At 37.0% G+C, this 16,583-nt stretch carries 11 protein-coding genes and 1 riboswitch; of the genes, 4 read left to right on the forward strand and 7 right to left on the reverse strand.

The window, feature by feature from the left end; genetic code table 11:
• Positions 1-211 precede the first annotated feature (211 nt).
• Positions 212-2,479 (forward strand): aconitate hydratase, encoded by a 2,268-nt coding sequence (locus AC57AW_RS00445; protein WP_496350536.1) that lies wholly within the window; start codon positions 212-214, stop codon positions 2,477-2,479.
• Between the two features lie 153 nt (positions 2,480-2,632).
• Here the strand turns inward: AC57AW_RS00445 and AC57AW_RS00450 are convergent, their stop codons facing one another.
• Positions 2,633-3,310, reverse strand: a complete 678-nt coding sequence (locus tag AC57AW_RS00450) for a LytR/AlgR family response regulator transcription factor (RefSeq protein ID WP_496350432.1) — start codon at positions 3,308-3,310, stop codon at positions 2,633-2,635.
• Complete coding sequence (locus tag AC57AW_RS00455) at positions 3,303-4,322, reverse strand: sensor histidine kinase (RefSeq protein WP_496350433.1); 1,020 nt, start codon at positions 4,320-4,322, stop codon at positions 3,303-3,305. The genes AC57AW_RS00450 and AC57AW_RS00455 overlap by 8 nt, the downstream gene beginning before the upstream one ends.
• Positions 4,323-4,511: 189 nt before the next feature.
• On the opposite strand from AC57AW_RS00455, the gene AC57AW_RS00460 reads away from it, so the two are divergent.
• Together AC57AW_RS00460 and AC57AW_RS00465 are read left to right on the forward strand one after the other, a co-directional pair.
• Positions 4,512-6,635: a TonB-dependent receptor domain-containing protein gene (locus AC57AW_RS00460; protein ID WP_496350434.1), complete on the forward strand. Its 2,124-nt coding sequence runs from the start codon at positions 4,512-4,514 to the stop codon at positions 6,633-6,635.
• 27 nt (positions 6,636-6,662) lie between these two features.
• On the forward strand, positions 6,663-7,502 hold the full coding sequence (locus AC57AW_RS00465) for a DUF5694 domain-containing protein (RefSeq protein WP_496350435.1): 840 nt from the start codon (positions 6,663-6,665) through the stop codon (positions 7,500-7,502).
• 112 nt (positions 7,503-7,614) lie between these two features.
• Here the strand turns inward: AC57AW_RS00465 and AC57AW_RS00470 are convergent, their stop codons facing one another.
• A complete protein-coding gene (locus tag AC57AW_RS00470) occupies positions 7,615-10,359 on the reverse strand; it encodes a TonB-dependent receptor plug domain-containing protein (protein ID WP_496350436.1) in 2,745 nt (914 codons plus the stop codon).
• Between the two features lie 298 nt (positions 10,360-10,657).
• A riboswitch (SAM-I-IV-variant riboswitch) is annotated at positions 10,658-10,755 on the reverse strand.
• A 119-nt stretch (positions 10,756-10,874) separates the two neighbouring features.
• Between AC57AW_RS00470 and AC57AW_RS00475 the strand changes: the two genes are divergently transcribed.
• Positions 10,875-13,100 carry an outer membrane beta-barrel protein gene (locus AC57AW_RS00475; RefSeq protein ID WP_318848405.1) on the forward strand — a complete coding sequence of 742 codons (2,226 nt, stop codon included), beginning with the start codon at positions 10,875-10,877 and terminating at the stop codon, positions 13,098-13,100.
• Positions 13,101-13,210: 110 nt separating this feature from the next.
• On the opposite strand, the gene AC57AW_RS00480 is transcribed toward AC57AW_RS00475, so the two are convergent.
• The 4 genes from AC57AW_RS00480 to AC57AW_RS00495 all read right to left on the reverse strand — a co-directional run bounded on the left by AC57AW_RS00480 (position 13,211) and on the right by AC57AW_RS00495 (position 16,583).
• Entirely contained in the window at positions 13,211-13,921 is a 711-nt protein-coding gene (locus AC57AW_RS00480) for a HesA/MoeB/ThiF family protein (RefSeq protein WP_496350437.1), read from the reverse strand.
• A gap of 146 nt (positions 13,922-14,067) precedes the next feature.
• Positions 14,068-15,186, reverse strand: a complete 1,119-nt coding sequence (gene thiH, locus AC57AW_RS00485) for a 2-iminoacetate synthase ThiH (protein ID WP_496350438.1) — start codon at positions 15,184-15,186, stop codon at positions 14,068-14,070.
• Positions 15,187-15,195: 9 nt separating this feature from the next.
• Positions 15,196-15,972 (reverse strand): thiazole synthase, encoded by a 777-nt coding sequence (locus AC57AW_RS00490; protein ID WP_318848408.1) that lies wholly within the window; start codon positions 15,970-15,972, stop codon positions 15,196-15,198.
• A complete protein-coding gene (locus tag AC57AW_RS00495) occupies positions 15,969-16,583 on the reverse strand; it encodes a thiamine phosphate synthase (RefSeq protein WP_496350439.1) in 615 nt (204 codons plus the stop codon). Before AC57AW_RS00495 ends, AC57AW_RS00490 begins: the two co-directional genes overlap by 4 nt.

Raw genomic sequence — 16,583 nt, forward strand, 5'->3', positions numbered from 1 at the left:
AAGATAAATACATTTTTTTTCTGATAAAATCTTGAAAATAGAATCTATTTTTTCTTAAATTGAAAGTTATAAAATCTCTTAAAATTATAGTCAAAACCGTCCTGTTTATAGATTATAGGAACGTTTTTTGATGTATAAAGAAATGATTTTTCTTTTTCAAACATCAGAGAAAGAAGCATTAAACGGAAAAAGAACAAAATTAAAATACGATATGACTTTTGATATTGATATGATCAAAAAAGTGTACGAGCGTTACCCTGAAAGAATTGCTGCGGCAAGACAAATCGTGGGAAAACCTCTTACCCTTTCAGAAAAAATCCTTTACACCCACCTTTGGGAAGGAAATGCTACACAAACCTATGAAAGAGGAAACTCTTATGTAGACTTCGCACCAGACCGAGTAGCAATGCAGGATGCCACTGCACAGATGGCCCTTTTACAGTTCATGCAGGCAGGAAAAACTAAAGTTGCTGTTCCTTCCACTGCTCACGCAGATCACCTGATCCAGGCGAAAGTAGGTGCTGATAAAGATTTACAGGAAGGTATCAACAAAAACTCTGAGGTATTCAACTTCCTGAGTTCTGTATGTGATAAATACGGAATTGGATTCTGGAAGCCGGGAGCAGGTATCATTCACCAGGTTGTACTGGAAAATTATGCATTCCCGGGAGGAATGATGATCGGTACAGACTCACACACCGTAAATGCAGGAGGACTGGGAATGGTAGCTATTGGTGTAGGAGGTGCTGACGCAGTAGACGTAATGGCAGGAATGGCCTGGGAGCTTAAAATGCCTAGACTTATCGGGGTAAAATTAACCGGTAAAATGAATGGATGGACTTCCGCAAAAGATGTCATCTTAAAAGTAGCCGGAATCCTTACTGTAAAAGGAGGAACAGGCTGCATCGTAGAATATTTCGGTGAAGGGGCAGAATCTCTTTCTGCTACCGGTAAAGGAACTATCTGTAACATGGGTGCTGAAATTGGAGCTACAACTTCCACTTTCGGATATGATGATTCTATGAGAAGATATCTTGCTGCTACCGGAAGACAGGATGTGGTAGATGCTGCTGATACAATTGCTGAGCACTTAACGGGTGATGCGGAAGTATATGCAAACCCTGAACAATATTTCGATCAATTAATAGAAATCAACCTTTCTGAACTTACTCCTCACTTAAACGGACCTTTCACTCCAGATTTAGCGACTCCGGTTGCTGAATTCAGAGCTAAAGCTGAGGCTAACGGATGGCCTTTAGAAGTTGAGTGGGCTCTTATCGGTTCTTGTACCAACTCTTCATATGAAGACTTATCAAGAGCAGCTTCTATCGTAGAAGATGCAGTAGCAAAAGGAGTAAAACCAAAAGCTATTTTAGGAATCAACCCAGGTTCTGAGCAAGTAAAATTCACAGCGGAAAGAGACGGTTTCTTAGATTCTTTCAGAAAATTTGAAAACGCAAGAATCTTTACCAACGCCTGTGGACCATGTATTGGACAATGGGACAGAGAAGGAGCAGAAAAAGGAGAAAAAAACTCTATCATCCACTCGTTCAACAGAAACTTTGCAAAAAGAGCTGACGGTAACCCGAATACTCATGCCTTTGTAGCTTCACCTGAAATGGTAGCAGCTGTTGCTATCTCCGGAAGATTAGATTTTAACCCGATTACAGATACTTTAACGAACCAGGCTGGTGAACAGGTAAAACTTGATGAGCCTAAAGGTTTTGAACTTCCTGAAAAAGGTTTTGCGGTAGATGACAACGGATATCAAGCTCCATCAGAAGACGGTTCAAGCGTTGTTGTGAACGTAAGCCCTACTTCAGACAGACTTCAATTGTTAGAGGAATTCCCGGCTTGGGATGGTAAAAACATTGAAGGCGCTAAAGTATTGATCAAAGCTTTCGGAAAATGTACTACTGACCACATTTCTATGGCTGGACCATGGTTAAAATACAGAGGTCACTTAGACAATATTTCAAACAACATGTTGATAGGAGCTGTAAATGCTTACAACATGGACACTAATAAAGTTAAAAACGAACTTACCGGGGAATACGGTGAAGTTCCGGCTGTGCAGAGAGCTTACAAAGCGGCAGGCATTCCAACAATCGTTGTAGGAGACCAGAACTACGGTGAAGGTTCTTCAAGAGAGCACGCTGCTATGGAGCCTAGACATCTTGGGGTGAAAGCTGTATTGGTAAAATCATTTGCGAGAATCCATGAAACCAACCTTAAGAAACAAGGAATGCTTGGAATCACTTTCGCTAATGAAGCTGATTATGACAAAATCCAGGAAGATGACACGGTTAACTTCTTAGATCTTGATCAGTTTGCTCCGGGAAAACAATTGACATTAGAATTCGTACATGCTGACGGAACTAAAGATATTATCACCGCAAACCATACTTACAACACTCAGCAGATTGATTGGTTTAAGGCAGGTTCTGCCCTTAACCTTATTAAGAAGCAGGAAAAATAATTAATTGTTAGATTAATATAGAGGCGGCTTCAATAGAAGTCGTCTTTTTTTTATTATCATACCAAAAATTACTGCTAATAAATTCAATAGGAGCAGACATTAGCCCGCTTTTAAAATTATAAATACATCTGGCTTTAGCCAAAACTTACAATTTTACTTTAATCTATCCAGAAGACCTGCCCTATAACTTTCTCCAATGGGGATTTCAAACTCGGTAAGAATAACTTTTTTAGCTCCGATACTTTTGATTTTATCCAGATTGACAATAAAGGACTTATGAATCCGCACAAATTTTTCAGAAAGCTGGTTTTCCATTGATTTAAGAGTATCCAAAACGATATACTCATCACTTTCTGTCCGGATATTGACGTAGTCTTTGATGCTTTCAACATATAAAATTTCATTGAAACCAATGCGATGCCTTTGCCCGGAGGATTTCACAAAGAAATGGGTATTTTCCTCCTGTGGAAAGGAAAACCGTTCCTGGGCTTTCACTACGCTCTTCTGAAATCGCTCAAATGAGATCGGCTTTAGAAGATAATCAACAATATTATGTTCATAGCCTTCCAGGGCATATTCTGAATAAGCAGTTGTCAAAATATACTTTTGATCAGCTCCTACGATCTTCATAAAATTGATTCCTGTAAGCTCCGGCATCTGAATATCCAGAAAGATGAGGTCTGAATCATTTTTCTGAAGATATTCCAAAGCAAGAATAGGGTTCTCTGTAGAAAAAACCGGCTCAAGAAAAGGTATCTTCTCTACATAATGTTCAAGAAGAGAGATTGCTAATGGTTCATCATCAACGATGATACATTTTATCTTATTCATCCCTTAAATCAATTTTTAAATCTACAATAAATTCCGTTTCCGAATCTTTGATCTCGAGCTGATGTTTAGGATATAATATTTCTAATCTTTTTTTTACGTTCTGAATTCCTATACCGGAAACAATATCTTTCATTTTCTGGGCTTTAAAATTTGAAAGATAAAAATGCAGAACTTTATCATGATCTGAAATTTTCATTTCAAAACCTTTATTACGGAAATCACCATGTTTAAATGCATTCTCAACAAAAGGGACTAACAACATCGGGGAGATCTTAAGATGAGGATGCTGAATATCTTTTTCTATACTCAACAGCTCAGGATTTCTGATTCTAAGCTTTTCTAGTGCAATTAAACTGTCAATATATCCAATTTCCTTATCCAAAGAAATAAAGTCTTTTTCCAGATCTTTTGTACTATATCTCAGCAATTGTCCAAGTTCTTCAATGGCAGGCAATGCTTTATCCGATTTTTGATAGACAAGGGAATAGATATTATTTAAGGAATTAAAAATAAAATGAGGATTGATCTGCGTCTTCAGCGCTTGCAGTTCCGCTTGTTTCTTTTCAATCAGAAGCTGCTTTTTATCATTTTCAGCAACTCCATATTTCTCCACGATCCACAGAATTCCGGCAATGAAAACCGTCAGTGAAGCATTGTAGATATTATCGGTCAAATAATATAAAAGTCCGGTATCTTTATTATAGTTTCTGAAACCAAGGGTAATAGGAAGCAGTACTTCTTCAATTCCATACCGAATTACACCAAAGCTTAAAATAGAGATCAAAAAAACTAAAACGGCAGAATAAAGTTTCTCCAGATTTAATACTTTCGGAATAATAACCAGATACAAAAGGTAAAAAGTAGAAATTTCAGTAATAGAATAAGTAAAATTCAGCACATACGTTTGAAGTCCTCTTCGCTCAGGAAAAAAGAAATAAGGTGTAATGTTGTTTCCTATAAAATTGAAACTCCAATAAAAAATCTGAAGCCAGATAATTTGCTTTTTATTCATATTCAAATATAAATCTCTACACACAATTCATCAACTCTTTTCGATAAAAAGCTATTTTTTTCCGATGAAACTATTTTGATATGCATAATCATGCCCTTCATCTAAACGCTATTTCTCTTCAAAGAGCCTTCTTATACTTTTGTCCGAGAAATTCAACATAAAGATCATTTAATCTGTCATTGATAACCTATGAAAAAGCAACTTTTATTTATAACTACTCTAGTTTGTTCTTTTATAACAGCACAAACAAAAGATACCGTCAATATCAACACAATTGAAGCAGTGGCAGTGAATGGTAAAAAAGTTCTGGTAGAGCGTAAAGTAGATCGTCTTGTTTATAATGTTCAGAATTCTATGCTTTCACAGGGAAGTTCAGGAACTGAAGTTTTGGCAGGAACACCTTTATTACAGGTGGATGAAAACAAGGGGTTACTTTCTATTGCCGGAAAAAATGGAGTTTCTGTGATGGTAAATGACCGTATGCTTAATCTTTCCGGATCTGAGCTGATGAATTATCTTCGAAACCTTCGTTCTGAAAATATCCTGAAAATAGAAGTAATCACCACTCCTCCTGCCAAATATGAAGCTCAGGGAAACAGTGGAATTATCAATATCGTTCTTAAAAAGAACCTAAACCTTGGATGGAGCGGCTATCTGAATACAAATTATATTCAAAAAACATATGCTGCTTTCACTAGTGTGGCGGGAGTTAATTATCAGAATGAAAAAATTAAAGCTTCTGTAAAAGTGCTGGGCTATGATGGAGATAAAAGATCAATAGAAAAATATAATATTATTGGCCAAAACTCTTCCGTAAGTAAGGATGATAGAAGGGATATGAATGATGGACTTGGCCTGAATGCCAATTTTGATTATTCGCTGTCTAAAAACTCCAATGTAGGGCTGGTATATGATATAACGAAGGGGCATACCAATATGGATATCAATTCTAAGCAAAACTATTTCACAGGAAACACTCCCACTTTGCAAACAGATACAGATTCCAAACACCGTTCTGCTTTCACTTCCCAAATGCTGAACCTCTATTTTGATCAGAAATTTGGAGAACATAAGCTAAGCCTGGGCGCCAATTATTATGGAAACTTACCCGATACGGAAGTTAATTTTACAACAAGAAATATCGCCAGCAATTCAACTCAGATCGTAAAAAATCTTTCTTCGGTAGATTATAAGATTTATTCCGGACAGGCTGATTTAACTTTAAACTTCAAAAAAATACAGCTGGAAACCGGAGCGAAATACAGCCAATTTTCTAATAATTCAGACATCGGATATTTTAATTTCACCAATGGGAATTACATTATAGATCCTGAAAAAAGTAATCTTTTTGATTATAATGAGAAGAATTATGCCGCTTATATCAGTGCCAGCAAAGATCTTGGTGAGAAATGGTCTGTGAAGGCAGGACTTCGCTATGAATATTCACAAACCAATGGTTTTTCCCAAACTACACAATCTAAATCCGATAATAATTATGGGAAATTTTTCCCTACAGCCTATCTTTCTTACAAAGCCAATGAAAATAACCAGTTCAGCATTAATTATTCCCGAAGAATCAACCGTCCTTATTTCCGGGCTTTAGATCCGTTCCGATGGTATTCTAATCCTAATACTTACTATTCAGGAAACCCAAGTCTGCAGCCCTCTTTCAATCACAATATTGAATTGAATTATATTTTTAAAAATAAATTTTCTGCCAATCTTTATTATCAGAGAACAACGAATAATTTTGACCAGATTTCCTTCTTAAACGGAATTGATCTTACCAGTACCTACGAAAATTACTACAATCAGGATAACTACGGGATCAATCTCAACTACACGGATACATTTTTCAAAATCTGGGAAAGTAATATCTCCACTTCGTTCAGTTATAATGAGACTCAGATTACCAGATTTAACCTGGTTCCTAAAAACGGGCAGTCATTCTATTATTCTCTCAACAATACTTTCCAGCTGAATAAGGCCAAAACATTCCTTTTATTTGTCAATTACTGGCAGAATCTGCCTTCACGTGACGGATACACAGCAGCAAGAAACAGTGCCAGTATTGATGCAGGAGTAAAGATGAGCTTCGTAGAAAAAGCATTACAGGTCAATCTTTCGGTGAGTGATATTTTCAGACAGTCCGGATATAAGGCAGATATGTACTTTACGGATAATACACAGTCATTCGACAACTATTGGGATGCCAGAAGAATGACTCTAAGCATTACGTACAACTTTGGAAATCAGAAAGTAAAATCGAACAAAAGAGACGTGAATTTTGAAGAGAAAAACCGTGCTCAATAATTGAATACAAAAAAAAATAATAATACTATGAAAACCATTATTTATATTTTCCTATTATGCCTTTCTACATCTATTTTTGCTCAAACAAAGCCTTCAGACTATTTTAAAAATCCAAAGACTAAAGTGCTGGTTGTAGGTTCCTTCCATTTTGATTATCCTAACCTTGATGCTCTTACAACCAGCAAGGAAGATCAGGTAGATGTACTTTCTCCAAAAACGGCAAAAGAAGTTACCGAACTGGTAGATTATATCAAAAAATTTAAGCCCACTAAAATTGCAATTGAAGCCTGGCCAAACTGGAATGCCAATCAAAAACTTAAAGAATACAGCGAGGGCAAACTCCGGGACAAAAGAGACGAGCGGTATCAGCTTGCTATGAGGATCGCCAATGAACTTAAAATCAAAGAACTATTCAGCATTGATGCAGAATCTATTTGGGATGATCTTCAGAAACAGTTTGGAAAAAAAGATTCTACATTTTTTAACAACCTCAGCAAAGATTATGATTTTAAAAGTGATGACGCGCTTTCCCAACAGTTTAATAATTTCTTCAAGAGCTCTGAACCTAAGAATTTCAAATCGCTCTTAGACACTTTTATTTATATGAATTCAAAAGAAAGTCATCAATACGGATATGGGGCCTATCTTAGCGGAGATTTTAAACTAAAAGAACATGATGGGGCCGATATGCTCGCTCTTTATTGGTACAGCAGAAATCTGAGAATGTTCCGTAATATTCAAAACATACCACACAACAGCGAAGATAGAATTCTTGTGATTGCAGGAAATGGCCATGCAGCAGTATTAAGACAGCTTTTCTCTTCTTCTGCAGAATACAATTTTATTGAATTTTCTTCATTGAAATAAAGAAAATTATAAAAATAACTATACCAAAAAAATTATTTTTTATTGTTAACAGAATATAAAAAAACAGAGAAGACATCTCTGTTTTTTTATTAAATTTTCTAAGCTTTACTGATTAGAATCTGAATTCAACTCTTGCAAATAAAAACCTTCCGCCAATACCGTACTGAGAAACCTGTCTGGAATATACAAACTGGTTATCAGCCGTTAATGAACTTATATTCGGACTTTTGGACGGTAATATATTCAGTATGTTATTGCTCCCAATCGTTGCTGAAATATTTTTATTAAAATCATATCCTACAGATAAATCTGTCACGAAGCGGTTATTAAGAACAAAATGCTCTGTACTTCCTGTTACTCCGTCAAAATTAGCATCCAAAACATCTGCATCAGTCACTTTACCAAAGAAAGAATTACGCAGCAGGAAAGTAAATCCGGAAACTCTTAAAGTATTAGACAAAGTAGCTTTTACGCGCGGTACAGCTTCTTCAAAATACACTCTATTCGGTTCTGAGAAATAATTATCAATCTGACTTACTAATTTAGGCGACGCATGAATATCTCCGATTCTTTTGGTCTGATTAAAATTGATTCCCAAATTATTCTCCAAAGAAATCCCCGATGAAATATTTGAATTCTGAGAAATGGTAATATCCAAACCTTTTGTCTGAGAATCTACCGCATTGGCAAAGAAGTTGGCAGCACTTGCTCTTGCAAGATCAAAAGCACTTTGCAGAACAGCCTGATCGGAACCTGGAGTAAAACTACCATCAGGACGATAGAAAAGATCTGTAAGCACTACCCTGTCTTTAATCTTTATTAAATAAGCATCTGCTGTAAAAGTCAGGCTTAATGCCGGAATCTTCCAGGTAATTCCTGTGCTGTAAGATTGTGAAGTCTCCTGTTTTAATTTTGGAATACCTAATGCCTGTGCAGCCTCGGAATTATTTCTGAAAGTACCTACCTGTGTTGTTTTCCCCTGCTGAATCAACGTAGAAGTAGAACTATAATAGATTTGTGCTAAAGAAGGCGCTCTGAATCCTGTGGAAACAGCACCTCTCCAGTTCAGATTGGGAGCCAGTTTTACATTAGTAGCCACCTTATAATTGAATGTAGACCCGAAGTCTGAATAGTTCTCATATCGCAAAGCTCCTTCCAACAGCCATCCGTCAGTAACCTCCAGCTCTGCATCGGCATAAGCAGCAACACTGTTTCTGTTTCCGGAAACAGCATTTTCCGGACTAAAGCCCGGGAAAACCTGTGCTCCGGCTGGTCTCGTATTTCCAAAAAAATCGGTTACTTTTTCATTTTCAGGAGTTTTTGCTGTTACTATACGTCCATAAATGTCGTAAGAAGCATAAGAATTTTCTTTTCCTGCATTTACTTTATAATTTTCATGTCGGTATTCAGCTCCGAATGCAATATTCAATCCTTTCAGTACATCATACTTTTTAGAGAAATCCAGATTGACAGTATTTTGAGAGAACTCAGAACCTCCGGCATCAAAAGTTCTTGGGGAACTGTCTGTAAGCGATGCATTAAAAGTATTTACCACCCCAAAACCAAAGGTATTTTTCCCGAATGTATTACTGAAATCCACATTCCAGCCATCCCATTTTCCTTTAATTCCGGCAGCAAGAGAATAATCGTTTACGGCTGCTTCAATCTGAGGAAGGTATCCGTTGGGAGTAACTGCATTAATATTTCTCTCAGTATTCGGAAGACGGTAAAATCCCCCGGCATTTCCAAGACGATAACTATAACCACCAAAAGAGTATACTTTCCAATCATCATTCACAGGAATTTCAGAGTTGAAAAAGAGCTGTCCAGACTGTAGTTTAGACTGTCCTGCTCTCAGGCTGAAGTCTTTTCTCTCTAATCCTCTGTAATTAAGTTCCTGGGATGTAAAATCTTTACCCAATATTTTTTGAAGATCGGAAATACTGCTGGCTCCCGAAATCTGATTTTGAAAATCAGGGGCAAAATAGTTTACCTTGGCTGCATATTGCTTAACAGTATTAATAATCTGCTGGGTGTTGGAAGTGTTGGTAATATTTCTATATAAACCGTCAATATTCACTCCATCCTGTAATGCTCTGTAATTAATAGCATTATAAGCATTGTAAATATCTCCTTCCCTTAGTCCGGCTCTGGAATAGGGATCGCGGTATTGAGCAGAACCCGTAATGTTAATAAATCCGGTTTTTCCTATTTTCGCTCCATAATTAAGATCTACAGAAATAGTCTGTCCGTCCACTCCTCCGGAGAAATTATTGGCAACAGGAGAAGCATATCCTCCCAGAAACACCTGTCCGGAAAGACCTAATCTTTTTTTCAATCCCAGATTAACGACACCTGCAATAGCATCCGAGCCATATTGGGCGGAAGCTCCGTCTCTTAAAACCTCTATTTTATCCAAAGCAAAGGCCGGAATAGCATTAAGGTCAGTTCCCACAGATCCTCTTCCCGGTGTAAGGGTAACATTAATCAATGAAGACTGATATCTTCTTTTCCCATTGAGCAAAACCAAAACCTGATCCGGTCCCAATCCTCTTAAAAGAGCGGGATCTACAAAATCAGTTCCGTCATTGACGGTATGTGATGTGGATGAAAATGAGGGTACAATATAATTTAAAGCCTGACTGATATTGTTAGTCGGGCTTTGTTTTAAAATTTTTGATATGTTAATGATATCTACAGGAACAGGTGTATCTGTAAGTGATCTTCCGGAACCCCTTGACCCCAGGATCACCACATCTTCTATTTTTTTCGATTGTAAAGTATCCGTCTGTGCGTAATAAAATGTAGAAATAAGCGCAAAAGAAGGAATAAATATTTTTGTTTTGAAATTATGCATGTTGTTGGTTGTTTACTTTTGTTGTTAAAAATTGTTTTTTGAGCAATACAAATCCTGTAGCCTTACATTTTAAGGTTACCATTGATGATCGGAATGTTTGTATTATTTTTTAGAAATAGAAAGTGCTAGCAGCAACAACACATGCGCATATAGAAATGGCATGAAAACATATTGGAATAATGAAGATTCACTTCATGATCCGAAGAATAAAAAATTACTGATGGAATGTGATTTCCCTTGTCTTTAAACATTTGGTTTTAACTTTAAAACAAAAATTCAAGATGGGAGAATGATAGAAATGATAAACATTTTTTCCGGAAGATCCGGCTTATCGATTGCAGCACCTTGCTTGTTTTTGCAGGTTGCTATCCCATCTAGAGATTCTTGATAATTACCCGGCAAAGATATAATTATTTCGGAAATAAAAAAAATTTTAGCCTAATTTTTCGATTTTCACAATTTTAGAGTAACAAATTATCTTTTTCAGCGTCTAACCGGATATCAGTAAAAACATTATGAAAAAAACGATTTTCGCTTTATCCTTACTAGGCTCTGTTTTTGTTTTCTCACAGGAGAAAGGTAATAAACCTCAGGAGAAACAAATTGAAGGGGTAGTTATCACCAAAACTAAAAAAGCCGTTGAACAAAAGGCAGACCGTACTATTTTTGACTTTTCTGAACAGCCTCAGCTGAATAACGGGAATGTTCTGGAAGGGATTAAAAAACTTCCGGGACTTGTATCTACCGACATCGCAGGGATGATGTATCAGGGAAAAATGCTGGAAGTATATCTTAACGGAAGACCTTTGAATATCACTTCCAATGAATTGAATTCTTTCCTTGAAGGAATGCCAGCCAATTCTGTAGAAAGAATTGAAGTGATTACGCAGCCTGGTGCAGAATTTCCTGCCACTTCCGGAGGTGCGATCATGAATATTATCACCAACAAAAACGCCAATAAATATTTAACAGCTACTTATTCAGGAAATTACTCTTTCACGAATTATGATAAATACAGAAGCAGAACGACCAATTCTGTTAATTTAAATGCAAGAAATAAATATTTTGGATGGCAGTTGAATGTAGGTCAAAATTATCGTGAAAGTATGCTTAATGGCCAGCAGGATGAACTTTTGAAAAGTCATACTGACCGATATGGACGTGGATATTTTGCAAAATCAGGATTGACGTTTGATTTGGGGCAGGACAGATTATTATTAAACTACGATATTTATCACAACAATAACGACAATTATACTTTAAGTGACGGGCATGGGGATCTGCCTTTTCAGAATAATCCAAAGGATCTAAGAGAAGCTTTTTATACTTCTTCGGATGTAGCTCATACCAATAGTTTGAGACAGGAAGCAGTGGTAACCTATCAGAAACGTTTTGCTGACAAATCTCAAAAGCTGGATTTCCAGTTGGGTTACACGAGATCGAATAGTAAATTTTCTCAGGACAACTTCTTTCAAAATGGCACATTTGCAGCGGCTCCCAATCCGCCAATTAACAGTGCAATGAGTGGCTTAAAAGATATTCTGAACAACGAATCTGTAATGAATATTGCTAACTTCAAAGTAGATTATGCCCAGCCTATCAAACTTCTTGATGGTGGAAAGGTAAGCTTCGGAGGATTGTATGAAAGACAGGATTATGATACGGAAAGCTTTGGATTAACCAATCTTGAATATCAAAGACAAACCGCTTCTACCTATTTAGAATTTCAGGCTAAACTGAAAAAGTTTGATTTCACATTGGGCTCCCGTGCTGAAAACTATGATATTTCCGGGGTAACAAGATATTTTGATAAAGATGCAAAGCTGGTGGAAGCTAATTTGATTCCTTTCAATAAATTTAAGCTTTTCCCGAACGCAAGCGTGCAGTATAACATGATGAACCAGGTTTATATTGCTGCGAATTATAACAAAAAAATCAGTTTACCAAGTATTTCTGCGCTAAACCCGAATAACGTAACATTCTCCGGACCAAGTACGGAAGTAAATGGTAACCCGAATCTACAGCCTACTATTTTTGATAATTATGAAATAAAAGTATCGGCTTTTGATTATGCATTTATTGGGTATAGCGTAAGTTCGGCAAGCAATCAGGTGGCACAGATCATCCGAAAAGACGGAAGAAAACTCTATAATGAGCAGGTGAATATTTCAAATATGAAAATTCACAATTTCAACGTGGGTCTACCGGTTCCTTTTATGATTTTCAGCAAACCTTTGAGTGAGATTATGAAATTTGATTTCAATCCTGATAAGATTAATTTCATGTACTTATATGCCGGTTATCAGAAACATCAAATCGATAATCTGGACAATAAAGGTTTCTGGATTTTCAATATCATGACTCAGATTCTTTTACCTAAGGACATCAAAATGACAGCCAATTACAGCTATCTGACTCCAAAGGCAGGATATTTCTATTTTACAGCAGAGAAACCATTCAACAACTCTCTTGATATTACGCTGACGAAGAAGTTTATGAATAACCGCCTGACACTTTCTGTTTTTGCGAATGATATTTTCAACGGACAGATGATGCAGGTACGTTCTAACCCACCATCAGGAACTCCTGTAATGATCAGCAGCAAGTATGATACGAGAAATTTCGGATTCTCTATCAACTATAAAATTCCTACACGAAATAAACTGGCAAAAGAGGATCCAAATATCCTTAACCAGACTAAAAAAGAAGATAACGGTGGTGTAATGCAGCAGGCACAATAATTCTTTAAGATAAAGTAAAAGAGGCGGCACCAATGGTGACCGCCTCTTTCTATTGATATTAAAATGGTGTTATTTGTGAAAATATTAGTGATATTAGTGTTTATATTACATCAAAAATCAATCGTCTGAAATCTCCAATCCAGCGTATCCACCAGCGTCAATTGGTCTAAACTCACCGGAAGATCTGTGATAATTTTCAACGTCTGAAGCGCCATCATACTGCCTATGATTCCAGGAAGAGCTCCCAAAACACCAAGACTATCACAATCCGGCATATCTTCATCGGAAGGAGGTTCCGGGAACAGATCTCTGAGGTTTTTACTTCCTTGATGATTGAAGACAGCAACCTGGCCTGAAAATCCTAAGATACTTCCATAAATAAGAGTTTTTTTCAATTTCACACAGGTATCATTCACCAGATATCTCGTTGAGAAATTGTCTGAGCCGTCAACAATAATATCATATTGAGAAATTATTTCTTCAGCGTTTTTTTTACTTATTTTTTCCTCAATTCCAATCAATATAACCTGATGATTAAGGTTTTCTACGAATGTTTCAGCACTTTTTACTTTGGATAATCCTACCCTATTTTCAGTATGAATGATCTGACGGTTCAGATTATGAAGTTCTACATGATCAAAATCTGCAACCCCCAGCGTTCCTACTCCTGCAGCGGCCAGATATTGTATGATTGGACTTCCCAACCCTCCGGCTCCGATAACAAGGACTCTGGAAGACATTATTTTCTTTTGTCCTTCCAATCCTATTTCTTCAATAAATATCTGTCGGCTGTACCGTGAAAAATTATCTTCTTTTTTCATACTTTATGATAATTGAACCATTAAGATTCTTTAAGCTTATAAGAATATTTAAGGTGAGCTTTGCTTGAAAAAGATACTGTCTTAAAAATCTTCGATTTCTCTTAATTCAACTTAACTTCTTCAAAATTCTTAATGGTTTAAAAATTTTAAAATCCACTGTACACGGAATCCCAATCTTTCATCACGGGATCATAGCCTGCTTTTTTGATCATGAGTCTCATCTCATCCATACTTCTTTCGTCACTGGTTTCAAACTGTTCCAGAGATTCTTTATCTACGGCATACCCTCCCGGATTGGTTTTTGAGCCTGCACTCATGGCTGTGGCTCCCAGCGAAACAATATGATTTCTGAACACTTCATTTTCTCTGGTAGAAATGGAGATTTCAAGGTCTTCATTCCAGATTCTATATGCGCAGATCAGTTGAAGCAGATCTTTATCTTCCATAATAAAATTGGGTTCAATGATTCCTTCTGCCGGTCTGAGCCTTGGAAAGGAAACCGAAAACTTACTTTTCCAGTACTGTTTCTGAAGATAATCAATGTGTAAAGCATTAAAAAAGCTGTCAACTCTCCAGTCTTCAAGCCCCAGCAAAACTCCAAGCCCGATTTTATGAATTCCAGCTCGTCCTATTCTATCAGGTGTCTCCAGACGGAAATCAAAATTGGATTTCTTTCCTTTTGGATGGTATTTCTTATACACATCCTGATGATAGGTTTCCTGATATACCAGCACAGAGTGTACTCCTTCTTCATGAAGCAGTTTGTATTCTTCCTCCATTAAAGGCTGAACTTCAATGGAAATATTGGAAAAATGAGGTTTTAATTTACGGACAGCGTTCTGAAAGTAAGGAACTCCTACTATTTTATTGGCTTCACCACTTACCAGCAATACGTGGTTCACTCCCATAGATTTCAGTACTGATGCTTCTATCATCAGTTCCGTATCAGAAAGTGTTTTTCTCTTTAACTGGTTATCAAGACTAAATCCGCAATAGGTACAGATATTCTGGCATTCATTACTGAGATACAGCGGAGCATAGAGCTGAATGGTTTTTCCGAATCGTTTTTGGGTAAGCGCCTGTGTCATTCCTGCCATCAGTTCCAATTCCCGGGATGCGGCTGGTGACAAAAGATTCAGGAAATCATCAAGGGTTTTATTCTTTTTCTGAAGACTGGATCTTACATCATACAGACTTACTTTTTCAAGCTTATCTTTTATCTCTTCCCATTGATAGTTTTCAAAAATATCTTTAAAGCTTTTCATGATTCCGGTTTATTCAAATAAAAACGAGGTGAGCGGACTTGAAGCTTCGGCATGGTTCGCAATAGCTCCCAACCCGGATTCAAAGGCTCTTCTTCCGGCAATAACTCCTTCTTTAAAAGCCACAGCCATATTAAGCGGATTTCTGGCAACAGCAATGGCGGTATTTACCAAAACAGCATCTGCTCCCATTTCCATAGCCTTTGCAGCATCTGATGGCGCCCCGATTCCTGCATCTACCACTACGGGAACATTACTCTGGCTGATGATTATTTCCAGAAAGTCCTGAGTTCTTAATCCTTTATTGGTTCCAATAGGTGCTCCCAAAGGCATTACTACTGCTGTTCCAGCATCTTCAAGACGTTTGCACAATACAGGATCAGCATGGATGTAAGGCATTACTACAAATCCTAATTTGGCCAATTCTTCTGTCGCGTATAACGTTTCAATAGGATCTGGTAATAAATATTTCGGGTCCGGATGAATTTCCAGTTTTACCCAGTTGGTTTCCAGCGCTTCTCTGGCTAGTTGTGCAGCCAACACTGCTTCTTTAGCAGTTCTCGCTCCGGAGGTATTGGGCAAAAGATGAACATTGGTTTCTCTTAATGAATCAAGCAGATCATCTTCACTGGATTGGGCATCAATTCTTTTTAGTGCCATGGTCACCATATCGGTTTCTGATGCGATGACAGACTGTACCATATCTCTGAGACTTCCGAATTTTCCTGTTCCTAAAAACAGTCTTGATTCAAATGTTCTTCCTGCTATTTCTAATTTCTGGTTGTTCATATCATTACTTTTTTTAATTCATTAATAATAGTCGGCTGCTTTGTAATAATCCCGGATACAGCAACACCGTAAATTCCGATCTTCTGTAACTGCAAAATATCTTCAAGAGCAACACTTCCGATTGCAAATATTTTGGGAATATCAATTGATTTTTCTTTTAATCCATTTATGATATCCTGATACCCTTCAAACCCAAGAACGGGACTTAATTTTTCTTTGGTTGTGGTAAATCTCAGTGGTCCCAAACCAATATAATCACAAGATTCATTGATTCTCTGGATTACATCTGAAAGAGTATTGGCTGTTCCCCCAATGATTTTATTTTCGCCTAAAATCAATCTGGCTTCGTTTATAGAGCTGTCACTCAATCCCAAATGCACCCCGTCAGCATCTATTTCTTTAGCCAGCTTTACATCGTCATTGATGATACAAACTGACTGATATTCCGTACAAAGTTGTTTTGATATTTCGCAAAGATTAATTAATTCATTTTCAGGGGCATTTTTCCATCTTACCTGTACCCATTTGATTCCGTTATCAAGGGCTTTTCGGATATGAAGTTCCTGTTCCTGTATTGTGTTCCCTTGTGATATGTATTGTAATTTTTCCAT

It is taken from the genome of Chryseobacterium sp. BGA-UO-ETr-SB22 (assembly GCF_059567885.1).